Origin of the sequence: Streptomyces sp. NBC_01275 (assembly GCF_026340655.1) — a bacterium.
In the GTDB taxonomy this organism is placed as follows: domain Bacteria; phylum Actinomycetota; class Actinomycetes; order Streptomycetales; family Streptomycetaceae; genus Streptomyces.
Genome location: NZ_JAPEOZ010000001.1, coordinates 6,852,493 through 6,874,060 on the forward strand (window position 1 = coordinate 6,852,493; position 21,568 = coordinate 6,874,060).

The 21,568-nt window shown below is 71.6% G+C and carries 22 protein-coding genes and 5 tRNA genes; 17 read left to right on the forward strand and 10 right to left on the reverse strand.

Annotated elements, in window-relative coordinates:
• Positions 1-23 precede the first annotated feature (23 nt).
• Positions 24-347: a hypothetical protein gene (locus OG562_RS30475; protein WP_266403556.1), complete on the reverse strand. Its 324-nt coding sequence runs from the start codon at positions 345-347 to the stop codon at positions 24-26.
• Here OG562_RS30475 and OG562_RS30480 point away from each other — a divergent pair.
• The 6 genes from OG562_RS30480 to OG562_RS30505 all read left to right on the forward strand — a co-directional run bounded on the left by OG562_RS30480 (position 346) and on the right by OG562_RS30505 (position 1,653).
• The gene (locus tag OG562_RS30480; RefSeq protein ID WP_266403557.1) at positions 346-1,080 is read left to right on the forward strand and encodes an HAD family hydrolase; all 735 of its coding nucleotides are present in this window, start codon (positions 346-348) and stop codon (positions 1,078-1,080) included. The two genes, OG562_RS30475 and OG562_RS30480, sit on opposite strands and share 2 nt — an antisense overlap.
• Positions 1,081-1,171: 91 nt before the next feature.
• A tRNA-Gln gene (locus OG562_RS30485) sits at positions 1,172-1,243 on the forward strand.
• A gap of 42 nt (positions 1,244-1,285) precedes the next feature.
• Positions 1,286-1,358: transfer RNA gene (locus OG562_RS30490), tRNA-Glu, on the forward strand.
• Between the two features lie 29 nt (positions 1,359-1,387).
• Positions 1,388-1,460, forward strand: a tRNA-Glu gene (locus OG562_RS30495).
• A gap of 20 nt (positions 1,461-1,480) precedes the next feature.
• Positions 1,481-1,552, forward strand: a tRNA-Gln gene (locus OG562_RS30500).
• Positions 1,553-1,580: 28 nt separating this feature from the next.
• Positions 1,581-1,653 (forward strand) — tRNA-Glu (locus OG562_RS30505).
• Positions 1,654-1,709: 56 nt separating this feature from the next.
• Here OG562_RS30505 and OG562_RS30510 read toward each other — a convergent pair.
• Complete coding sequence (locus OG562_RS30510; protein ID WP_266403559.1) at positions 1,710-2,354, reverse strand: MerR family transcriptional regulator; 645 nt, start codon at positions 2,352-2,354, stop codon at positions 1,710-1,712.
• A 38-nt stretch (positions 2,355-2,392) separates the two neighbouring features.
• On the opposite strand from OG562_RS30510, the gene OG562_RS30515 reads away from it, so the two are divergent.
• A complete protein-coding gene (locus OG562_RS30515) occupies positions 2,393-2,938 on the forward strand; it encodes a DUF4188 domain-containing protein (protein WP_266403561.1) in 546 nt (181 codons plus the stop codon).
• Positions 2,939-3,016: 78 nt separating this feature from the next.
• On the opposite strand, the gene ndgR is transcribed toward OG562_RS30515, so the two are convergent.
• Positions 3,017-3,733, reverse strand: a complete 717-nt coding sequence (gene ndgR / locus OG562_RS30520; RefSeq protein ID WP_028806673.1) for an IclR family transcriptional regulator NdgR — start codon at positions 3,731-3,733, stop codon at positions 3,017-3,019.
• A gap of 188 nt (positions 3,734-3,921) precedes the next feature.
• Between ndgR and leuC the strand changes: the two genes are divergently transcribed.
• The 4 genes from leuC to OG562_RS30540 all read left to right on the forward strand — a co-directional run bounded on the left by leuC (position 3,922) and on the right by OG562_RS30540 (position 7,325).
• On the forward strand, positions 3,922-5,352 hold the full coding sequence (leuC, locus tag OG562_RS30525; protein ID WP_266403565.1) for a 3-isopropylmalate dehydratase large subunit: 1,431 nt from the start codon (positions 3,922-3,924) through the stop codon (positions 5,350-5,352).
• 6 nt (positions 5,353-5,358) lie between these two features.
• A complete protein-coding gene (gene leuD / locus OG562_RS30530; protein WP_266403567.1) occupies positions 5,359-5,952 on the forward strand; it encodes a 3-isopropylmalate dehydratase small subunit in 594 nt (197 codons plus the stop codon).
• 347 nt (positions 5,953-6,299) lie between these two features.
• Entirely contained in the window at positions 6,300-6,530 is a 231-nt protein-coding gene (locus tag OG562_RS30535; protein ID WP_266403569.1) for a hypothetical protein, read from the forward strand.
• Positions 6,531-6,668: 138 nt separating this feature from the next.
• Complete coding sequence (locus OG562_RS30540; protein ID WP_266403571.1) at positions 6,669-7,325, forward strand: HU family DNA-binding protein; 657 nt, start codon at positions 6,669-6,671, stop codon at positions 7,323-7,325.
• A 104-nt stretch (positions 7,326-7,429) separates the two neighbouring features.
• Here the strand turns inward: OG562_RS30540 and OG562_RS30545 are convergent, their stop codons facing one another.
• Entirely contained in the window at positions 7,430-7,633 is a 204-nt protein-coding gene (locus OG562_RS30545) for a hypothetical protein (protein ID WP_266403573.1), read from the reverse strand.
• Between the two features lie 9 nt (positions 7,634-7,642).
• Positions 7,643-8,281 carry a 2-phospho-L-lactate guanylyltransferase gene (cofC, locus tag OG562_RS30550; RefSeq protein ID WP_266403576.1) on the reverse strand — a complete coding sequence of 213 codons (639 nt, stop codon included), beginning with the start codon at positions 8,279-8,281 and terminating at the stop codon, positions 7,643-7,645.
• Positions 8,282-8,446: 165 nt separating this feature from the next.
• Between cofC and OG562_RS30555 the strand changes: the two genes are divergently transcribed.
• From OG562_RS30555 to OG562_RS30565, 3 genes are all read left to right on the forward strand, one after another.
• Positions 8,447-9,265 carry a 1-acyl-sn-glycerol-3-phosphate acyltransferase gene (locus OG562_RS30555; RefSeq protein ID WP_266403579.1) on the forward strand — a complete coding sequence of 273 codons (819 nt, stop codon included), beginning with the start codon at positions 8,447-8,449 and terminating at the stop codon, positions 9,263-9,265.
• Positions 9,262-10,272, forward strand: a complete 1,011-nt coding sequence (locus tag OG562_RS30560; RefSeq protein WP_266403581.1) for an NAD(P)H-dependent glycerol-3-phosphate dehydrogenase — start codon at positions 9,262-9,264, stop codon at positions 10,270-10,272. The genes OG562_RS30555 and OG562_RS30560 overlap by 4 nt, the downstream gene beginning before the upstream one ends.
• Positions 10,273-10,352: 80 nt before the next feature.
• Positions 10,353-11,522 carry a D-alanine--D-alanine ligase family protein gene (locus tag OG562_RS30565; protein ID WP_266403583.1) on the forward strand — a complete coding sequence of 390 codons (1,170 nt, stop codon included), beginning with the start codon at positions 10,353-10,355 and terminating at the stop codon, positions 11,520-11,522.
• 67 nt (positions 11,523-11,589) lie between these two features.
• Here the strand turns inward: OG562_RS30565 and OG562_RS30570 are convergent, their stop codons facing one another.
• Entirely contained in the window at positions 11,590-12,072 is a 483-nt protein-coding gene (locus tag OG562_RS30570) for a DUF3515 domain-containing protein (RefSeq protein WP_266403585.1), read from the reverse strand.
• Between the two features lie 20 nt (positions 12,073-12,092).
• A complete protein-coding gene (locus OG562_RS30575) occupies positions 12,093-12,326 on the reverse strand; it encodes an Lrp/AsnC family transcriptional regulator (RefSeq protein WP_266403588.1) in 234 nt (77 codons plus the stop codon).
• Positions 12,327-12,532: 206 nt separating this feature from the next.
• On the opposite strand from OG562_RS30575, the gene OG562_RS30580 reads away from it, so the two are divergent.
• A complete protein-coding gene (locus tag OG562_RS30580; RefSeq protein WP_266403590.1) occupies positions 12,533-13,498 on the forward strand; it encodes a thiamine-phosphate kinase in 966 nt (321 codons plus the stop codon).
• Positions 13,495-14,307: a bifunctional hydroxymethylpyrimidine kinase/phosphomethylpyrimidine kinase gene (thiD, locus tag OG562_RS30585; protein ID WP_266403592.1), complete on the forward strand. Its 813-nt coding sequence runs from the start codon at positions 13,495-13,497 to the stop codon at positions 14,305-14,307. Before OG562_RS30580 ends, thiD begins: the two co-directional genes overlap by 4 nt.
• Positions 14,308-14,397: 90 nt before the next feature.
• Here thiD and rpmB read toward each other — a convergent pair whose 3' ends face one another.
• A complete protein-coding gene (gene rpmB, locus OG562_RS30590; RefSeq protein WP_013000438.1) occupies positions 14,398-14,583 on the reverse strand; it encodes a 50S ribosomal protein L28 in 186 nt (61 codons plus the stop codon).
• Between the two features lie 242 nt (positions 14,584-14,825).
• On the opposite strand from rpmB, the gene OG562_RS30595 reads away from it, so the two are divergent.
• Positions 14,826-16,574 (forward strand): DAK2 domain-containing protein, encoded by a 1,749-nt coding sequence (locus OG562_RS30595; RefSeq protein ID WP_266403596.1) that lies wholly within the window; start codon positions 14,826-14,828, stop codon positions 16,572-16,574.
• Positions 16,575-16,606: 32 nt separating this feature from the next.
• Here OG562_RS30595 and OG562_RS30600 read toward each other — a convergent pair whose 3' ends face one another.
• Together OG562_RS30600 and OG562_RS30605 are read right to left on the reverse strand one after the other, a co-directional pair.
• Positions 16,607-19,576, reverse strand: a complete 2,970-nt coding sequence (locus OG562_RS30600; RefSeq protein WP_266403599.1) for a tetratricopeptide repeat protein — start codon at positions 19,574-19,576, stop codon at positions 16,607-16,609.
• Complete coding sequence (locus OG562_RS30605) at positions 19,576-21,417, reverse strand: HSP90 family protein (protein WP_266403601.1); 1,842 nt, start codon at positions 21,415-21,417, stop codon at positions 19,576-19,578. Before OG562_RS30605 ends, OG562_RS30600 begins: the two co-directional genes overlap by 1 nt.
• Between the last annotated feature and the right edge of the window lie 151 nt (positions 21,418-21,568).

Genomic DNA, 21,568 nt, shown 5'->3' on the forward strand with positions numbered 1-21,568 from the left:
GCGCCGCCCCTCACGTACGCGCCTCAGACGGCGTCGATCTCGTCGATCAGGTACGCGGTCTCGTCGAAGGTCTCCACCGCGACGACGACCATGGTCGCCGCCGCCACCAGGTACTTCAGCATCACGCCCGGGGCCACGTACGCCCTCCGCAGGTGCTCGTCGGGGCCGAGTTGCGCGGTCGACGTCCTGCGGAAGGGGTCGCGGGCCAGTATGCGAACGGCGCGGTCCAGTTGGGCTCGGCGTTCCGCGGGCAGAGCGTCGAGCGTGGCACGGGCCTCTACGGTGAACCGGGCGCGGTACTCGATCATGCCCCGCAGGATGCCAGCCCGCGATACCGTCGCAGACATGAGCATCCTCGCCGTGGTCTGGGACGTGGACGACACCCTCTTCGACTACACGACCGCCGATCGCGAAGGCATGCGGTCGTATCTGGCGGCCGAGGGGCTGCTGGAGGGGTACGGGACCGCGGAGCAGGCGCTCGCGTTGTGGCGGGAGGTCACCGACCAGCAGTGGGCGCGGTTCTCGGCGGGCGGGATCACCTTCGAGGACCAGCGCCGGGACCGCGTACGGGTGTTCCTGGGCCGCCCGGAGCTGACCGACGCGGAGGCCGACGACTGGTTCCGGCGCTACCTCGGTCACTACGAGGCCGCCTGGTCCCTCTTCCCCGACGTCCTGCCCGTCCTGGACGCCCTCGCCGCCAGCCACCGGCACGCGGTGCTCTCCAACTCCAGCATCCACGTCCAGGACCGCAAGCTGCGCGTCCTCGGCGTCCACGACCGCTTCGAGACCATCCTGTGCGCGGCGGAACTCGGCGTCGCCAAGCCGGAGGCCGGCGCCTTCCTCGCGGCCTGCGACGCCCTGGAGCTGGACCCGCACCAAGTGGCGTACGTCGGCGACCACCCGGAGATCGACGGACGGGGCGCGGCGGACGCCGGACTGCTCTCGGTGTGGATCGACCGCTACGGCGGCGCGGCGACCGTCGAGCTCCCCTCCGGGCGGCACCGGATCGCCAGCCTCGCCGAACTCCCCGCGATCCTCGGCGCGGATACCCGTTTTGGAGCGCAGTCCACCTTCGGGTAATGTTCTTCCTGCGCCGCCGGAGAGCGGGCCGAAAGGCCGAAACCGGAGGAGCGAAACTAGAACAAGATCCCCTCCGGGATTTGCGTTCCAGTGGCCTATGGTGTAATTGGCAGCACGACTGATTCTGGTTCAGTTAGTCTTGGTTCGAGTCCAGGTAGGCCAGCTCGCAGAGCTCATCTGTGCATGTGGAGATCAGCTCCACGAAGCCCCCGTTGTGTAGCGGCCTAGCACGCTGCCCTCTCAAGGCAGTAGCGCCGGTTCGAATCCGGTCGGGGGTACTGATCTCGATCAACTCGAGATCGCTAGGGCCCCCGTTGTGTAGCGGCCTAGCACGCCGCCCTCTCAAGGCGGTAGCGCCGGTTCGAATCCGGTCGGGGGTACGAAATGGTTTAAACCACTTTGGTCTATGGTGTAATTGGCAACACTACGGTTTCTGGTACCGTCATTCTTGGTTCGAGTCCAGGTAGACCAGCTCGGACCTGCGGAAACGCAGGATCCACGCCCCCGTTGTGTAGCGGCCTAGCACGCCGCCCTCTCAAGGCGGTAGCGCCGGTTCGAATCCGGTCGGGGGTACGCGGAACGAAGGCCCTCCACTTCGGTGGGGGGCCTTCGTCGTACCCGGAGACGCCTCACTCGAAGCCGTAGCGGCGCGCCGACTCCTCCTCCTGGGCCAGCCGGTGCAGCGCCTGGAGCATCGGCTCCACCAGGATCGCGGCCAGCACCGCCGTCTCGATCCGCTCCGCCTCCGACGCCTGCGCCTCCACGAAGTCCAGGTCGAGGACGGCCGCCCGGTGCATCAACCGCGCGTAGGAGGCGAGCAGTTCGGGGTCCCAGTCGTAGCCGAGGCGGCGCAGCGCGGCCACCGCCACCACCAGGGAGCGGTAGGCGGGGGAGATGGTCGTCAGCAGTCGGGCGTTCGACCAGCCCAGGGACCGCAGCAGTTCGTCCGCCTCGACATGGGCCGCGCCCACGTGCTCGTCCTCCGCGTCCGGCTCGGGGACCTGGGGCAGCGCCCACAGGGCCGCGCCCAGCCGGATCGTGCGGCCCAGCGAGTCGTCGTCGACGTGCCCGAGCACCTTCCGGACCGTGGCCACCGGGACCCGGCCCACCTGGATCATCGCGCGCACCAGCCGCAGCCGGCGCAGATGCTCCTCGTCGTACTCGGCGGTCGTCGCGTTGATCTGGCGGCCGGAGGGCAACAGGCCTTCACGCAGGTAGTACTTGATCGTCGCGGTGGACACCCCACTGCGCTCGCTCAGTTCGGCCAGCCGCATCTCTTGCGCCCCTCCTTGGTTAGCGGCACTATCCAAGCATGTCTAACGCCGCCACCCGTACCACCGCGGACGCCCAGGGGGACGTGACCGTCCTGCTGATCGGGATGCGCGTCAACCACTTCTGGGCCGTGCACCAATGGCTGCCGGTCATGCTCGCGATGTTCCGCATGCTGGCCGAGCTGAAGAAGGACCCGAGCCGCGGTCTGCTCTCCCGCGTCCTGCTGACGGCCTCCCCACGGACGTACTACGTCGTCCAGTACTGGGAGTCCAAGGAGAAGCTCTACGCGTACGCGAGCGCGCCCGACGCGTTCCACCACCGGGCCTGGGCGAAGATCAACCGCCTGGAGAAGGGCGGGAAGGTGCGCGGGCACGTGGGGATCTGGCACGAGGCGTACATCGTGCCGGAGGGGCGGTACGAGGCGGTCTACGGCGATATGCCGCCGTTCGGACTTGCGGCCGCGCACGGGCAGGTGCCTTTGGAGCGGCGGGGGCGTTACGCGAAGGACCGGTACGCGTACCGGTCGGGGAACCAGGCGGGGGACACGAGCGGGGACCGGGCGGGAGGCGAGGCGGGCAAGGTCTGAGCCGAGTGCGGAAGGGCCTGCCGCGGCGTTGAGGCCGGCCCTTTTCCCGTCAGGCGTCAGCGTGTCCGGTGTCCCGTGTCAGCCCGTCCTGCGCAAAGCCTCCGACAGGCGGCCCGCCGCGTCGATGACCGCCTGGGCGTGCATGCGGCCCGGGTGGCGGGTCAGGCGCTCGATGGGGCCGGAGACCGAGACGGCGGCCACCACGCGGTTGGAGGGGCCGCGGACGGGCGCGGAGACGGACGCGACGCCCGGCTCGCGTTCGCCGATGGACTGGGCCCAGCCACGGCGTCGTACGCCCGAGAGGGCCGTCGCGGTGAAGCGGGCGCCCTGCAGGCCCCGGTGCAGGCGCTCCGGCTCCTCCCAGGCCATCAGGATCTGGGCCGAGGAGCCGGCCTTCATGGTGAGCGTCGAGCCGACCGGGACGGTGTCCCGAAGGCCGGACAGGCGTTCCGCCGCGGCGACGCAGATGCGCATGTCGCCCTGGCGGCGGTAGAGCTGTGCGCTCTCGCCGGTGATGTCGCGCAGATGCGTGAGCACCGGGCCCGCGGTGGCGAGGAGACGGTCCTCGCCGGCGGCCGCGGCCAGCTCGGCCAGTCGGGGACCGAGGATGAAACGGCCCTGCATGTCGCGCGCCACCATACGGTGGTGTTCCAAAGCCACGGCCAGCCGGTGGGCCGTGGGTCGTGCGAGTCCGGTGGCAGCGACCAAGCCTGCGAGGGTGGCCGGACCGGACTCCAGGGCGCTCAGGACAAGGGCTGCCTTGTCCAGGACGCCGACGCCGCTACTGTTGTCCATGCAACGATACTCCCGTCTCACTCTGTGAAACGCAAGTTCATTTTTCCGTGAGACGCGCAACCCTTGGACACATGGCGGCCCGAAGACCGACGGGCCTGGCGGCGGGTGCCCGGGTACAGGGGCGTGGGCGTCGCCTCCACAAGATCTCTAGTTGGGCCGGCGCGTCATGGCCGGCCGGAGGGAAAGCGATGGGTAGGACACTCGCGGAGAAGGTCTGGGACGACCATGTCGTCCGGCGCGCCGAGGGCGAGCCCGACCTCCTCTTCATCGATCTGCACCTGCTGCACGAGGTGACCAGCCCCCAGGCCTTCGACGGTCTGCGTCAGAACGGCCGCCCGGTGCGCCGTCTCGACCTCACCATCGCCACCGAGGACCACAACACCCCGACCCTCGACATCGACAAGCCGATCGCCGATCCCGTCTCCCGCGCCCAGCTGGAGACGCTGCGCAAGAACTGCGCCGAGTTCGGGGTGCGTCTGCACTCGCTCGGCGACGTCGAGCAGGGTGTCGTGCACGTCGTCGGCCCGCAGCTGGGCCTGACCCAGCCCGGCACGACGGTCGTCTGCGGTGACTCGCACACCTCCACGCACGGCGCCTTCGGCGCGCTGGCGTTCGGCATCGGCACCTCGCAGGTCGAGCATGTGCTGGCCACCCAGACGCTGCCGCTGGCCCGCCCCAAGACCATGGCCATCACGGTCGACGGCGAGCTGCCCGACGGCGTCACCGCCAAGGACCTGATCCTGGCGATCATCGCGAAGATCGGCACCGGCGGCGGCCAGGGCTACATCCTGGAGTACCGCGGCTCCGCCATCGAGAAGCTCTCGATGGAGGCCCGGATGACCATCTGCAACATGTCGATCGAGGCCGGCGCCCGCGCGGGCATGATCGCCCCCGACGAGACCACCTTCGCCTACCTCGAGGGCCGCGCCCACGCGCCCGAGGGCGAGGACTGGGACGCCGCGGTCGCGTACTGGAAGACGCTGAAGACGGACGACGACGCCGAGTTCGACGCCGAGGTCGTCATCGACGCCGCCGCGCTGTCGCCGTTCGTCACCTGGGGCACCAACCCCGGTCAGGGCTCGCCGCTCTCGGCGGACGTCCCCGACCCTGCTTCGTACGAAGACGCTTCGGAGCGCCTCGCCGCCGAAAAGGCCCTGGAATACATGGGGTTGGAGGCCGGGCAGGCGCTGCGCTCCATCAAGGTGGACACCGTCTTCGTAGGCTCGTGCACCAACGGCCGCATCGAGGACCTGCGGGCCGCCGCCGCGATCGTCGAGGGCCGCAAAGTCGCCGACGGCGTACGGATGCTGGTCGTCCCGGGCTCCGCGCGGGTCGGTCTGCAGGCCGTCTCCGAGGGCCTGGACCTCGTCTTCAAGGAGGCCGGCGCAGAGTGGCGGCACGCGGGCTGCTCGATGTGTCTGGGCATGAACCCCGACCAGCTGGCCCCGGGCGAGCGCTCCGCCTCCACCTCCAACCGCAACTTCGAAGGCCGGCAGGGCAAGGGCGGTCGTACGCACCTGGTGTCGCCGCAGGTCGCGGCCGCGACGGCCGTCCTGGGCCACCTGGCCTCCCCGGCCGACCTGTCCGACGCCGAGACCCGTACGCCCGCTGGAGTCTGAGAAGCCATGGAAGCATTCACCACGCACACCGGCCGGGCCGTCCCGCTGCGCCGCTCCAACGTCGACACCGACCAGATCATCCCTGCTCACTGGCTCAAGAAGGTCACGCGGGACGGGTTCGAGGACGGGCTGTTCGAGGCCTGGCGCAAGGACGGGTCCTTCATCCTCAACCGCCCCGAGCGGCAGGGCGCGACCGTTCTGGTCGCCGGCCCCGACTTCGGCACCGGCTCCTCGCGCGAGCACGCCGTCTGGGCACTGCAGAACTACGGCTTCAAGACGGTCATCTCGTCCCGTTTCGCCGACATCTTCCGTGGTAACTCGCTGAAGAACGGCCTGCTCACGGTGGTGATCGAGCAGAAGATCGTGGACGCGCTGTGGGAGCTCACGGAGCAGGACCCGCAGGCCGAGATCACGGTCGACCTCCGGGCCCGCGAAGTGCGTGCCGAGGGCATCACCGCCTCCTTCGAGCTGGACGAGAACTCCCGCTGGCGGCTGCTGAACGGGCTGGACGACATCTCCATCACCCTCCAGAACGAGGGCGACATCTCCGCGTACGAGGCCAAGCGCCCCTCGCACAAGCCGCGCACCGTCCAGGTCTGAGCCGCCAGGTCTGATGCCGGGCCCGGTCTTCGGGCCCGGTCTTCGGGTCCGATCCGGCAGGCTCGATCCGCCGGCTCTGGTCCTTCAGGCTTCGCAGCGGGTCGAGTTTCGGCCACCGCGACACCCCCGCCGTACCCCCGATCGGTCCGATCGGGGGTACGGCTGTGTCTGCACCCGTTCGGCCCCGCAGTTCTCCACCGTTCCTCCCAACTTCCCACGTTAGGACGGTTGTTGCCGGGGTACGCGCCTGGTGTGGAAACGATCGCCGGAAGTGCCCGGACGGCCGTTTGAGGCGGCAGTTGCCCCCTGGGCGGGCGACAACTCGCCCCAGATGGCACAATCTGTGCATGGAACACGACGGCCAACTCGAGCTCTATACGGCGGTCGCGAACCAACTCAAGGAAGCGCACACAAGAGTGCGCGCACTGCAAGTCCCGGAGGGCGTACGGATGGCGCTGACCCGGAAGCTGTTGGTCATTACGGCCGCGGCCAAGCACGATCTCGCCGATGCGACAAGGCGTCTGGAGCGGTTCATGGCGGACCTCGACGAGGGGCGAATGCCCGAAGGGGACCACTGATCGCCTCCGGAGCAGCCGAGTTCGTTGCGGCACAAGGGTGATTAGCCCGTTTCGTGTTTGATTTGCGGTATATATCTGCCTAACGTGCGAAAAAGCTTGAACAGTTTCGTTCTGGCTAATGTCTCCGAAGGGGAAGACGTGAACAAGGCGCAGCTCGTAGAAGCGATTGCCGACAAGGTGGGCGGCCGCCAGCAGGCCGCCGACGCCGTCGACGCGGTCCTGGACGCCATCGTCCGCGCGACCGTCGCGGGAGACCGGGTCTCGGTCACCGGCTTCGGTTCGTTCGAGAAGGTCGACCGGCCGGCCCGCTACGCTCGCAACCCCCAGACGGGCGAGCGGGTTCGGGTCAAGAAGACCTCCGTGCCGCGTTTCCGCGCAGGCCAGGGCTTCAAGGACCTGGTGAGCGGCTCGAAGAAGCTCCCGCGGGGCGGCGAGGTCGCGGTCAAGAAGGCCCCCAAGGGCAGCCTGACCGGCGGCGCTTCCGCGACGGTCAAGAAGGCCGCCGCGAAGAAGACCACCACCAAGGCCGCTGCGGCGAGGAAGACGACTGCGGCGGCGAAGAAGACCACCGCGGCCGCGAAGAAGACCACGGCCACCGCCAAGAAGGCGACCGCGAAGAAGACGGCCACCAAGACGACGGCGGCCGCCAAGAAGACCACCACCGCGAAGACGGCCGCGGCCAAGAAGACGACGGCCAAGAAGGCCCCGGCGAAGAAGGCGACGGCCACGAAGGCCCCGGCCAAGAAGTCGACCGCGCGCAAGACCACCGCCAAGAAGGCCACCACCGCCCGCTAGACACAAGGCAGCAGGGGCACTCACGCGCCGGGCCGGACTCCCTCACGGAGTCCGGCCCGCGGCGTGTCCGGCCCCTTGCCGGACTGGGTGCTCAGCGGGCCTGCTCAGAAGGTCTGCAGCGTCACGAGGGTGACGCGCCGTGCGTCCCCGTCGCCCTCGGTCTCGATCCGCACCCGCTGTCCGGGCCGCAGCAGCCGCAGCCCGCCCGCGTCGAACGCCGGCGCGTCGAAGGGCACCGGAGTGCCGTCGTCCAGCAGCACCTGTCCGCTGCGGCTGTCGGGGTCGTACGTGTATGCGGTCGCCTGCATGGGCGCAGCCTACTGCCCGGGGATCAGCAGACGCGCGGCCGCCGCGGCCGTTCGGGGACCCACCCCCAGGGCGAGCGCCGCCCGCAGATCCTCTCCGGTGTCCACGTCCTGCCGTACGGAATCGACCGCGTCTAGACGGAGTTCCACGGCTCCGGAGGCGCGGTGGCGGGCGCGGGAATCCGTGCCGAATGCGGGGAGCAATTCGCGGCCGGGGGTCACGGCGAGAAGCGTCGTGCCGATTGCGGCGGCATCCGGAAGAAAAGCGCGGGGGAATTCCGCCGCCGCGTCGAGGACCCGGGCCAATTCGAGTGGGCGAAGAGCAGGGAGATCGGCGTTCAGGGCGGCGAGCGGGGAATCGGGGCGCAGCGAACGCACCGCGGTCGCTCCGTGGGCGAGGGCGGCGTTCAGTCCGGTGCGCGGCTCGTCGGGGACGATGCGCGCGCCCAGGGCCGCCAGGGCGGCTTTGGCCAGCACGTCGTCCGTGACGACCGCCACATCCCGTACGGCGGGGCAGCTCAGGGCGGCCGTCACCGTGTCCTCGGCGAAGGCCAGGGCGAGGCCGGGGCGCAGCGCGTCGGCGGCGGTGTCCGCGAGCCTGCTCTTGGCCAGCGCCAAGGGCTTCAGAGGTATGACCAGGGTCCACTGCACCGGCGTACCGTTCCTCTCTTGTCGCGGCCATTGTCACCCGGCCCATCCGTCGGTCCGGTGGGCGGGCGTACGGTGTTCTCGACAGACCGGCGGCCCGGCGCGACACTTGTGCGGCCCCAGGCTCCGGAAGAAGTCCGGCAGGAAGTCCTAGAGGAAGGTGTCCGCGTGCCCCGCCGCAGAATCGGCTTCTGGTACCGCTTCGCAGCGGTCCTCTGCAAACCCTGGCTGGTGGTTCTGATCAAGCGGGACTGGCATGGAATGGAGTACATTCCGGCCGACGGCGGATTTATCACCGCGGTGAACCACAATTCGCACATCGATCCCTTCGCGTACGCGCACTTCCAGTACAACAGCGGACGGGTCCCGCGATTCCTCGCGAAGAGCGGGCTTTTCAAGGAGGGATTCGTCGGCGCCGCGATGCGCGGCACCGGACAGATCCCCGTCTACCGCGAGTCCACGGACGCGCTGAGCGCCTTCCGCGCCGCGATCGACGCCGTGGAGCGCGGCGAGTGCGTCGCGTTCTACCCCGAGGGCACCCTGACCCGCGACCCCGACGGCTGGCCGATGACCGCCAAGACCGGCGCCGCGCGCGTCGCCCTGCAGACCAAGTGCCCGGTGATCCCGGTCGCCCAGTGGGGCGCCAACGAACTCCTGCCGCCGTACGCCAAGAAGCCCAACCTCCTTCCGCGCAAGACCCACCACGTGCTCGCGGGGCCGCCTGTGGACCTCGCGCGCTTCTACGACCGGGAGATGAGCCCGGAACTCCTCAAGGAGGCGACCGAGGCCATCATGGCCGCCGTCACCCGCCAGCTGGAGGAGATCCGCGGCGAGAAGGCGCCCGACACGCCCTACGACCCGCGCCGGGAGCGGATCGAACAGCGGCGCCGCACCCAGGCGGAGACGAGCGTGGAGAGCGGCGCGGAGACGAGCGTGGAGACCGGCGTGGAAATCAGTCACGAGCACGAGGGGGAGAACAGCAAGTGAGCGAGTCCGTCAAGGCGGCCGTCTTCGGCACCGGATCGTGGGGGACCGCCTTCGGCATGGTCCTCGCCGACGCGGGCTGCGAGGTGACGCTCTGGGCGCGCCGCGCCGAGCTCGCCGACGTGGTCAACTCCACCCGCACCAACCCCGACTACCTCCCCGGGGTCGAACTCCCCGAGAACCTGCGGGCCACCGCCGACCCCGCCGAGGCGGCCCGGGACGCCGACTTCACCGTCCTCGCGATCCCCTCGCAGACCCTGCGCGCCAACCTCGCCGACTGGACGCCGCTGCTCGCCCCGGACACCGTCCTGGTGTCGCTGATGAAGGGCGTCGAACTCGGTACGACCATGCGGATGAGCGAGGTGATCGAGGACGTCGCCAAGGTGGGCCGCGACCGGATCGCCGTGGTCACCGGGCCCAACCTCGCCAAGGAGATCGCCTCCCGCATGCCGGCCGCCGCCGTGGTCGCCTGCACCGACGAGGCCGTCGCCCGAAAGCTCCAGGCCGCCTCCCACACGCCGTACTTCCGCCCCTACACCAACACGGACGTGGTGGGCTGCGAACTGGGCGGCGCCGTGAAGAACGTCATCGGACTGGCGGTCGGCATCGTGGACGGCATGGGCCTGGGCGACAACGCCAAGGGATCGCTGATCACCCGCGGTCTCGCCGAGACCACCCGCCTCGGCCTGGCGATGGGCGCGGACCCGCTCACCTTCTCCGGACTCGCGGGCCTGGGCGACCTGGTGGCGACCTGCTCCTCGCCGCTCTCGCGCAACCACACCTTCGGCACCAACCTCGGCAAGGGCATGACCCTGCAGGAGACCATCGCGGTCACCCGGCAGACCGCCGAGGGCGTCAAGTCCTGTGAGTCGGTGCTGGATCTGGCCCGGCGGCACGGCGTCGACATGCCCATCACCGAGACGGTCGTCGGCATCGTGCACGAGGGCAAGCCTCCGGTGGTCGCCCTGAAGGAGCTGATGTCGCGCAGCGCGAAGCCCGAGCGACGCTGAGCGATCCCGGGCGAACCCGAGGGAACCCGGGGGGACAGACGCTGACTGGCGGCCGTACCACCGGGTACTCTCATGCCGATATGAGCACCGAGAACCTTCCCCAGAGCCCTGAGCCGAGCCCTGAGCAGCCGTCCCGCAAGCCGCGCGTGGCCGTCGTGTTCGGCGGTCGCAGCTCCGAACACGGGATCTCCGTGGTCACAGCCGGCGCCGTCCTCAAGGCCATCGACCGGACCAAGTACGAGGTCCTGCCGATCGGCATCAACCGGGAAGGGCGTTGGTTCCTGACCGCCGACGCGCCGGAGCGCATGGCGATCACCGACCGCCGTACGCCCGACGTCGAGGAGCTCGCCGAGTCGCGGGAGGGCGGCGTGGTGCTCCCCGTCGACCCCGCGAACCGCGAAGTCGTCTACAGCGAGCCGGGATCGGTGCCCAAGGCGCTCGGCGAGGTCGACGTCGTCTTCCCCGTCCTGCACGGCCCCTACGGCGAGGACGGCACCCTCCAGGGTCTGCTGGAGCTCTCCGGCGTCCCGTACGTGGGCGCGGGCGTCCTGGCCTCGGCCGTCGGGCAGGACAAGGAGTACATGAAGCGGGTGTTCACCTCCTTCGGGCTCAAGGTCGGCCCGTACGTGGTGATCCGGCCGCGCGAGTGGGCGCGGGACGAGTCGGCGGCCCGCAAGAAGATCGTCGACTTCGCGGGCGAGCACGGCTGGCCGCTGTTCGTGAAGCCCGCGCGCGCGGGCTCCTCGATCGGCATCACCAAGGTCGACGACCTCGCCGGCCTCGACGAGGCGATCGCCGAGGCCCAGCGCCACGACCCGAAGATCCTGGTCGAGGCGGCGCTGCGGGGCCGCGAGATCGAGTGCGGGGTCCTGGAGTTCGAGGACGGCCCGCGCGCCTCCGTCCCGGCCGAGATCCCGCCGCCGGACGCCCACGCCTACTACGACTTCGAGGCGAAGTACATCGACTCGACCCCGGGGCTCGTGCCGGCGCCGCTCACGCCCGAGGAGACGGCCGAGGTGCAGCGGCTGGCGGTCGACGCCTTCGAGGCCGCGTCCTGCGAGGGTCTGGTCCGCGCCGACTTCTTCCTCACGGAGGACGGCGAGTTCGTCATCAACGAGATCAACACGATGCCGGGCTTCACCCCGATCTCGATGTACCCGCAGATGTGGCAGGCGAGCGGGATCGGCTACCCGGAGCTGGTGGACAGGCTGGTACAGGCGGCGCTTCGCAGGTCGACGGGCCTGCGCTAGCCAACCAAGGGGCCAAGGGGCCAAGAGGCCAAGAGGCCAGGGGCCAGGGGGCCCAAGGGGCAGAGGCTCAGTCGGCGATCCCTTCGGGGATCGCCTTCTTCACGGCCGAGGCCAGGTCCACCAGCGGCGCCATGCCGTCCGCCGTGCGGTCCTTGGGGATCGTGACCTCCACGTACGCCCTGCGCAGGGTCGTGGTGAAGTGGAACGACTCGTTCTCCTGCTTCTCCAGCAGCCACCCGACCCCGTTGACCTCCACCCCGTCGGCCTCCGGATCGCTCATCTTCTCGGGTCGTTCGACACCGCAGCGCAGTATGATCGCCGGGTTCCCCCAGCCCGCGGTCAGCGCGGAGGCGGGTGAGGGGTCCCGGCGGTCGAGGTCGTCCACCGTGGACGGCAGCGCCTGGTCCAGGTTCCGGCACAGCTTGGTGACGGTCGCCGAGGGGCTGGGAACCGCCGCCGACGTGTCACCGTCTGCTGAGGAGCAGCCCCCTGCGGCGAGCAGGAGGGCCAGCGAGGGCAGAACAACTGGCCGGTGCCGGAAAAGGTTCACCGGCCAAGCGTAGACGGGGGCTACAGATGCACGACCGGGCAGGTCAGGGTACGGGTGATCCCGTCCACCTGCTGGACCTTGGCGACCACCATACGGCCGAGGTCGTCCACCGAGTCGGCCTGGGCCCGCACGATCACGTCGTACGGACCCGTCACGTCCTCGGCCTGGACGACCCCAGGGATCTTGCTGATCTCCTCGGCGACGGTCGACGCTTTGCCGACCTCCGTCTGGATCAGGATGTACGCCTGTACCACGGAACCTCCAGGGCGGCCACGAGGATCATGTGGGGAAAAGGAACGCCACGGTATCGCGTCGCCGCGCGCCGCGGGGAGACCTGCGGGGGCCGCGACTCGCGCGCCGGGGTGCAGGCATGACAGAAGCCGACGGTCATCACGACCGTATCGAGGACACTGGTCACGCGCGACTGGGCACGAACAGGGACAGAAGGGTCGAAAGGACAATGAAGGGCACTGTTGGTGAGCTCGGCGAGTTCGGGCTCATCAGGGAGCTCACCTCCCGTCTCACCACCACCCCGGCGGTCCGGGTAGGCCCCGGCGACGACGCCGCCGTGGTCGCCGCCCCCGACCGGCGGGTCGTGGCCAGCACCGACATCCTGCTGGAGGGCCGGCATTTCCGCCGCGACTGGTCCACCGCCTATGACGTCGGCCGCAAGGCCGCCGCACAGAACCTCGCCGACATCGCCGCCATGGGCGCGGTGCCGACCGCCCTGCTGCTCGGCCTCGTCGTGCCCGCCGAGCTGCCGGTCACCTGGCCCTCGGAGCTGATGGACGGCCTGCGCGACGAGTGCCAGGTCGCCGGGGCCTCCGTGGTCGGCGGCGACGTCGTGCGCGGCGACACGATCATGGTGTCGATCACCGCGCTCGGCGATCTGCGCAACCAGGAGCCCATCACCCGGGGCGGCGCCCAGCCCGGCGACCTCGTCGCGGTGACCGGCTGGCTGGGCTGGTCCGCGGCCGGGTACGCGGTCCTCTCCCGCGGATTCCGCTCGCCCCGCGCCTTCGTCGAGGCCCACCGCCGCCCCGAGCCGCCGTACCACGCGGGGCCGGCCGCCGCCGCGCTCGGCGCGACCGCGATGTGCGACGTCAGCGACGGGCTCATCGCCGACCTCGGACACATCGCCGAGGCCAGCAAGGTCCGCATCGACATCCGCTCCGGCGCGATCGACATCCCGACGCAGATGAACGACATCGGACAGGCCGTCGGCGTCGACCCCATCCAGTGGGTGCTCACCGGGGGCGAGGACCACGCGATCGTGGCGACCTTCCCGCCGGACGTGAAGCTGCCCGCCCGCTGGAAGGTGATCGGCGAGGTCCTCAACCCGTCCGCCCTGCCCCAGGTGACGGTCGACGGGGCGCCCTGGACCAGCAAGGGCGGCTGGGACCACTTCGGGGACATCGAGTCGTGAGCGCACTCCCGCGCGTGCTGACGGTCGCGGGCTCCGACTCCGGCGGCGGGGCCGGGATCCAGGCCGACCTGAAGACGATGCTCGCGCTCGGCGTGCACGGCATGAGCGTGATCACGGCGGTCACCGCGCAGAACTCCCTCGGCGTGCAGGGCGCTTGGCAGCTGCCGGTGGAGGCGGTGCGGGCCCAGTACCGCAGCGTCGTCGACGACATCGGCGTCCAGGCCGTGAAGACGGGCATGCTAGCTTCCGCCGAACTCGTGGAGACGGTCGCCGAGTTGATCGCCGATTCGATCGCCGACACGGGTGTTCCCGTGGTCGTCGACCCGGTCGGCGTCTCCAAGCACGGCGACCCGCTGCTGGCCGCCTCCGCGCTGGACTGCGTCCGCACGAAACTCCTGCCGGTCGCGACCGTCGCCACCCCGAACCTCGACGAGGTGGCCCAACTCACCGGCGTACACGTCGAGTCGGAGTCCGGGCTGCGGGAGGCCGCGGCCGCCGTGCTGGCCTACGGCCCGCGGTGGGCGCTGATCAAGGGCGGCCATCTCCCCGGCGACGCCGTGGACCTGCTGACGGACGGCGTCGAGGAGCACTGGCTGCGCGCACCGCGCCTCGACAACCGCCACACGCACGGCACGGGCTGCACCCTCGCGTCCGCGATCGCCGCACAGCTCGCGCAGGGCCGCCCCGTGCCGGAGGCGGTGACGGCGGCCAAGCGGTACGTCACCGGAGCGATCACGGCCGGCTTCGCCCTCGGCACGGGAATCGGCCCGGTGGACCACGGCTGGGACCTCACACGGGGTACGTCCTGAGCCTGCTCTTGGGCACAGCATTGAGCCGGTCCACCCAGGTGGACCGGCTCAATGCAGCGAACCAGCAGTGGCCGCGCGCTTAGCTGTACGTCAGCGCGAGACCTTGCCGGCCTTGATGCACGAGGTGCAAGCGTTCACGCGCTTCGGCGTCCCGCCGACCACGGTACGGACGCGCTGGATGTTCGGGTTCCAGCGACGGGACGTACGGCGGTGCGAGTGCGAGATGTTGTTGCCGAAGCTCGGCCCCTTGCCACAGACGTCGCAGTTGGCAGCCACGGGTCACTCCAAAGACTTCAGATGCACTTACGGTTGATCCCGGCATGCCGGGATCAGGATCATAGGATCTGAGTGGCGCTGCCAGGGGGAGAGCCCGATGTGATCGGGCAACCGGAGCAGCATACAACGACTGCGCCAGTACAACGAAACTACCATGGCTGCTCAGGGCCTCGTCCCCGGCACCGACCTCGGCGCCGACTCGGTCTACGCTGCGTCCAGTCCAGCCGCTCAAGGAGGCGCAGGTGGCGCAGGTGCCGCAGACATTCTTCGATGCTCTCGCGGTGCGCACCTGGTGCGGTCTCGCGCTCGCCGCGCTGGGCCGCGCGCGCGAGGAGATCGACGCGATCAACGTCTACCCGGTCGCGGACGGGGACACCGGCACCAACCTGTATCTGACCGTCGAGTCGGCGGCGACCGCCGTCGAGGCGGTGTTCGCGGGGTACGAGGCCGGTTCGACGCCTCTCAGCGAGTCCGTCGGGGAGTCCGTCAGCGGGTCCGTCGGTGAGCACCTCGGTGACACGGGTCCCACGCTCGCCGACGCCGCGCACGCGATGGCGCACGGCGCGCTCATAGGCGCGCGCGGGAACTCCGGCACGATCCTCGCGCAGCTGCTGCGCGGCATGGCCCAGGTGCTCGCCGCCGAGCGTGGGGCTCCCCACACCGACGGGGACGGCCTGCGGCTGGCCCTGCGGCACGCGGCCGACTCCGCTCGCCAGGCCGTCGCCCACCCCGTCGAGGGCACCGTCCTGTCCGTCGCCTCGGCCGCCGCCGACGCGGCCGGGGAAGCGGAGGGGGACTGCGGGACCGTCTCCCGGGCGGCCTACCAGGGGGCCTGCGCGGCCCTCGCCGCGACCCCGGGGCAGCTGGCCGTCCTGGAGCACGCCGGAGTCGTGGACGCGGGCGGGCGGGGGCTGGTGGCGGTGCTCGCGGCGCTGGTGGAGACCTTCACGGGGGAGACGCCCGGGTACTCCGGGGCCGCTTCCGGGATCCACCCGGCTCACCCCGTCCACGCGCGCGTGGAGTCCGCCCCGCCGGACGCCTGCGCCGACGGGCCGGGGGACGGCGGCGGGCCCGCCTTCGAGGTGATCTACCTCCTGGAGGCCGAGGACGCGGCCGTCGCACGGCTGCGGCAGCGGCTGGACGCTCTGGGGGACTCGCTCGTCGTGGTCGGCGGCGACGGCCTGTGGAACATCCATGTGCACGTGGACGACGCGGGCGCCGCCGTGGAGGCGGGCGTCGAGGCCGGGCGGCCGTACCGGATCCGCATCACGCACTTCGGCGTCGACGACGCGCACGCGCGCGGGGGCGAGCGTCCGCCGCGCGAACGGGCCCAGCGGGCGGTCGTCGCGGTCGTGCCCGGCGAGGGCCTGGCCGGGCTGTACACCGAGGCCGGCGCGACCACGGTCCTCGCACGCCCCGGTGAGCCGCCCGCCAGCGGTGAGCTCGTCGAGGCCGTACGACGGGCCCACGCGCGCGAGGTCGTCCTGCTGCCCAACGACGCCGATCTACGTCACACCGCGGCCGCGGCCGCCGAGCAGGCCCGCACGGAGGGCATCCGGGTGGCGCTGATCCCGACCCGCTCCGCGGTGCAGGGGATCGCCGCGCTGGCCGTGCACGAGCCGGACCGGCGCTTCGACGAGGACGTCGTCTCGATGACCTCGGCGGCCGGCGCCACCCGCTACGCCGAGGTGGCCGTCGCCGAACGCCAGTCCTGGACCATGGCCGGCATCTGCCAGGCCGGCGACGTCCTCGGGCTCGTCGACGGCGACGTCGCCGTGATCGGCACGGACGTCACCGTCACCGCCGAGGCCGTCCTGGACCGCATGCTCGCGGCGGGCGGCGAACTGGTCACCCTGGTCCTCGGCGACGACGCCCCCGAAGGCGTCGCCGAGCGCCTGGAGGCGAGGGTGCGCGAGGCATACCTCGCCGTCGACACGGTCGTCTACCGGGGCGGCCGCCAAGGCGCGCTCCTGCTGATCGGCGTGGAGTAGCCCCGGACTCCGGCCCCCGGCCCGGCCCCGGCTCAGTCCGTCGTCTGTTCCGCCACCACCTGGAGCAGTTGTTCGGCCTCCGCCCGCCGTGCCGGTGCTGTGTCGTCGCCGTCGGAGTCCGCGTCGCCGTAGCGGTCCATGTCGCCGACGTCGGCGGCGCTCGCCGACTCCGGGTACGCCCGTAGCACCGCACGTGCGCGTGCCGCCGCGGCCGACGGGCGGCCCAGGTCGGTCTCCAGCCAGCCCGCGGCCAGTTCGGCGCCGGTGCGGGCGTGCAGGGCGCTGTCGCCCAGGGCGACGAACACGGCGACCGCCTCCGCCATCTGGGACAGCGCCTCCTCCAGGGTGGCCCGGATCGAGTCGTCGTCGGCGTCCTCGGCCGCCGAGCGGGCCAGCAGGTCCCCGAACTGGCGGTGGGTGTGGCCGAGTTCGGCGACGAGCCGCAGCCGCGCCGCCTCGTCCCGCGCCGCGTCGAACGCGTCCGCGCACTCCTCGACCGCGCTTGTCATGAGCGCGTGTGCCGCGCCCGGCCCGTCCTCCGTGCGCAGCGCCAGCCACGCACGGGCGCGCACGGAGCGGACGAGACCGTGCACGTTGCCGAGGCCCCGCCACAGCTCGCCCGCGCGCGCGTACGCCCGGTCCGCCTCGGCGTGCAGCCCCGCCCGGCCGAGGGACTCGGCGGCCAGATGGGCGAGGGTCGCGTGGTCGTGCTGCTCGGGCCAGTGCCGGGCGATCTCGGCGGCCTGCAGTCGGCGTTCGGCGGCGTCCCGGTGCTCCCCGAGCTCGCTCAGACAGTCGCCCAGCCACCACTGCGTCTGGACGACCGCCCCGTCGCCGTGCGTCTGGGCGGACAGGTCCGCCAGCGCCGACTCCAGCACCTCCGCGGCCTCCGCCCAGCGGCCCTGCCGCACCAGGAACCCGCCCAGCTGGTGCCGCGCCCACGCCCCGAACGTCGGACCTTCGTCCGCCTCGTCGGCCCAGTGCGCCGCCTCCAGGGCGTACTCGGCGGCCTCCTCGGACAGCCCCCGGCCGCCGACGACCTCGGCGAGCTGCAGATACAGCTGTGCGCGTCCCGTCGCCTCCAGGTGCGGCCCCCCGTGGTCCAGGGCCGCCCGCAGCGCCCGCTCGGCCTCCACCATGTCGCCCAGCTGATGGGCGAGAGCGGCGAGCCGTGCCTCGTACTCCACCGCGAACCACGGCAGCCCTGCTGCGACGAACCCCGTCGCGGCCCACGAGAACAGCTCCACGGCCCCTTCCAGGTCCCCGGTACGGGTCGCCAGCTCCGCGAGCATCGCCTGCGCCTCGGAGACCCGCGCGGCGAGCCGGACGTCGTCCTCGGTGCGTCCCTCGACGAGCGCGAGCACCTCCCGCACGGCCGCCTCCGCGTCGGACAGGAGCGTGTCGCCGGCCTGCTCCTCGGCCTCGTGCACCCGCCGCATCAGGATCCGCGCCCGCGCCATCACCACGGACGCCGTCTGCCGTACGCCCGTGCCGTCCTCGGCGTAGAGCGCGAGGACCGCGTCGTAGGGCTCGGCGACAGCCGTGAGCGCCTCGTCCACGTCACCCGCGAGAGCGTGCACGTACGCGGCACGCGCGCGTGCCGCCAGGGCCTCCCCTGGGTCGCCCGCCTCCGTGTACAGCTCGGCGGCGCGCTCGAAGAGCTCGACGCCCTCGGGGCCGAGGTCCATCGCCTCGTGGTCGGCGATCTCCGCGCGGTCCCGCGCCGCCAGCTCGACGCCCTCCGCGGCGCGCGCCACCTCCGCCCACGCCTCCACTGCGCGCGGCTGAAGCGTGTCCGACAGCCGTCGGGCCTCGGCGAGCAGGGCGGACAGGTCGGGCGCAGCGACCGCCGGAGCCGGCGCCGGGACGGGCGCGTACGCCGCCGCCAGCACCGCCCGCACCCCCAACGGCAGTCGCTCCACCAGCGGACGCTGCGCCATACGCGCGCGTGCCCGCTCGGTGACGTACGACGTGCCGTTGCGCTCGTCGAACCGCGCGGCCAGTGCGAGGGCCTGCGCACGCGCGTGTGCGGCGAGTTCGGCCGCGTCCCAGCCCCGGCCGGCCGGCCCGGGCACCCGCTGCCCGGCCAGCCCGAGCTCGGACAGCCGGTCCATGATCAGCACGACCACGCTCAGGAACTCCAGCCTGCTGCGCGGATGCCCCTCGTCCGTGAAGTACGCCGGCCGCTCCGCGAGCAGCTCGAGACCCCGCGCCTCGTTGCCGGTCAGCGCGCAGAACTCGACGTGGTCGGCGTACGCGCCCCGCATGCTCTCCATGGGCCGTACGAGCCGGAAGCCCCGCAGGTGGTTGGCGCGCGCCTCGTCCACGCGGCCCAGCCGCAACAGCGGCAGCAGGGACGACGCGAGCACGGTGTGCGGCTCGTGCGCGCAGGTGTACGCGCCCTCGAGGACGGGCTCCCACAGCTCCAGCGCCGCCGCGTCCCGGCCGCGCTCCGCCTGCCACCAGCCCTGCCCGTGCAGCTCGCACGCGTGACAGTCGGCCATGGCGTCCCGGTCCGCGGCCAGCCACGCGGCGAACGCCCGCTCGGCCCGCTCCACGTCCCCCACATGCGCCGCGACGCTGAACTCGGCGCTGCGCACCGCCCGCTCGGAGTGCCCGGCGAGCCGGTAGCGGTGCTCCATCTCGCCGAGCCACTTCTCCACCGACGCCAGCGGCACGTGCGGCTGGTCGAGCATGCCCGCCGACACCCACTTGAAGACCCAGTGCAGCGAGTGCGTCTCGTGCGCGTCGAAGTCCTCCGGCCGTTCGTCCCACATGCGCAGCAGCCGCGCGAACGGGACGAACATCTTGGCCTTCTCGGAGCTGTAGTTGTAGACCTTCAGCTGGTGTCCGAGCGCCTCGATCACCGCGAGCGGCTCGTTCAGCTGCTCGGCCTGGGTCAACAGCTGCTCCGCGCGCGCGTTGCGCGCCGGGCCCTCCGGCTGCTCGCCGTTCTCCGCCATCGCCCGGCGGAGCGCGTCGAAGTCCGTGATCTCACTCATCAGCGGCCGTCCTCTTCATGCGGGGACTCCCCATGGGTGGCCCATTCCAGGAGCCCGATGAACGCCCGGTTCAGCAGCGCCGAGTCCGCCGGCCGCAGGGGCCGCTGGGCCATCAGCAGCGCCTGCCCGTACAGCGACTCCGTGGCGGTGCCGATCAGCTCGGGATCTTTCAGCGAACTGATCCTGCGGATCAGCGGGTTGAGATGGTTGAGCACCAGACGCGCGCGCGGGGCGCTGCCGCGCAGCGAGCCGAGGATGCCCGCCCACAGGTCGTCGGCCTGCGCCTCGGCCTGGGCCCGCGCCTGCTCGTGCCGCGCGGAGCGGTCGTCCAGGTGCAGCGCGGGCACGGACAGCGGATGGAAGGCGCGGAGCGCGACATCGCAGCCCAGCGGGTCGAGCTTCGCCCGCGCGGCCGCCAGGAACCCCGACAGCGCCAGCTCCTCGGCCGGATCGACCGAGTCCAGATGCGCGGTCACGGTGTCCGCGTCCAGCTCGGCGACCACCGTCCCCGGCCGCACCGACGGCAGCGCCTCCACCAGCTCGCTGTCGTACGTGTAACCGCCGTTGATCACCCCGACGCCCTGCGCGGACGCGATCGGCGCGACCTGCCGGTACTCCTCCACGGTCCGCGTGAAGTGCACCACCGGGTGCCGCTGTGCGAACTCCTCCAGCGACAGCCGTCCGTCGGTCGTCTCGAAGGGCAGCCACGGCAGCATCGTGCGCAGCATCTCCGGGTCGTGCCGCGCGAGGGACTTCACGCCCAGGTGGTGCACGGCCAGGAAGGCCGCCAGCCGCTCCGGATCACCGGCGGCCAGACCCGTCAGCCACGACCGGATCCGCTCGCCCAGCGCCTCCCGTACGGCGGCCAGCGTCTCGTCCTCGTACAGCGACTCGCGCGACGCCGTGGGCCGCAGACTGTCGGTGTCCAGCACACAGCGCACGAAGAACGCCCAGTCGGGCAGCAGCTGTTCGGCCCGCTCGGTCAGCAGCATGCCCTTGAGATGCACCCGGTGACCCGCCCGCTGGGCCGGGCTGACCGCCGCCGGCAGCACGTACGCCACCCCGCGGATCCCCGCCAGCGGCACGTTCAGCTCGATCGTGTCCAACGGCGTGAAACCGAACAGCCCGTGACAGTGCCGGGCCAGCGCCACCCGCCGGTTGGCGGGGGAGGGGTACGCCCGGTCCCAGGGCGCCGGCAGATCGGTGACCGCCTCCTCGCCCACCCGGACGTCGTACGGCAGCAGCGAGCCGAAGTCGCGTGCCAGCTTGAGCACCCGCTCCTCGGTGAGCCACTCCCCGGCCCCGGCCCGCGCCACCAGGTGCACGGTGGTGCCCGGCTCGGGGCGCGCGTCGTGGGGGAGCGTCCGCACGGTGTACGAGCCGTCGTCGCGCGCCGTCCACTCCACGGGCGGCGCGCCGGGCGTACGGGCGCTGCGGCTGACCACCCGGATCCGTTCGGCGACCACGAAACAGGCCAGCAGCCCGATGCCGAACTGCCCGAGGAAGTCGGAGCGGACCTCCTGCAACCCGTCCGCACGCTTGGAGCTGCGCCCGATGGTCGCCAGCAGTGTGTGCAGGTCGGCCTCGGTGAGCCCGACGCCGGAGTCCTCCACCCGCAGCTCCCCGCCCGCCGCGAACAGCCGCACCCGCGCCGGGGCGCCGGGCTCCTCCGCCCGCCGGGCGGTGACGGCGTCCACGGCGTTCTGCAGCAGCTCGCGCAGGTAGACCCTGGGACTGGAGTAGAGGTGATGGGACAGCAGGTCCACCAGACCACGCAGGTCGACCTGGAACGTATGAGGTGACGGAGATGCCTGGGATGACTGTGAGGTCTGGGAGTCCATCGCTGCAGCGCCGCGGGTTGGGGGACTGTCGACGGCGCGGGGTCGGGCGGTCCCGGTGGGGCGGTGACCGCGTGATGGCCGGAGCGCGCCATCCTAGAGCCCGAACGAGCCGTCTGACCAGGGGTTTCAGGACACGTATACGGCAATGTCA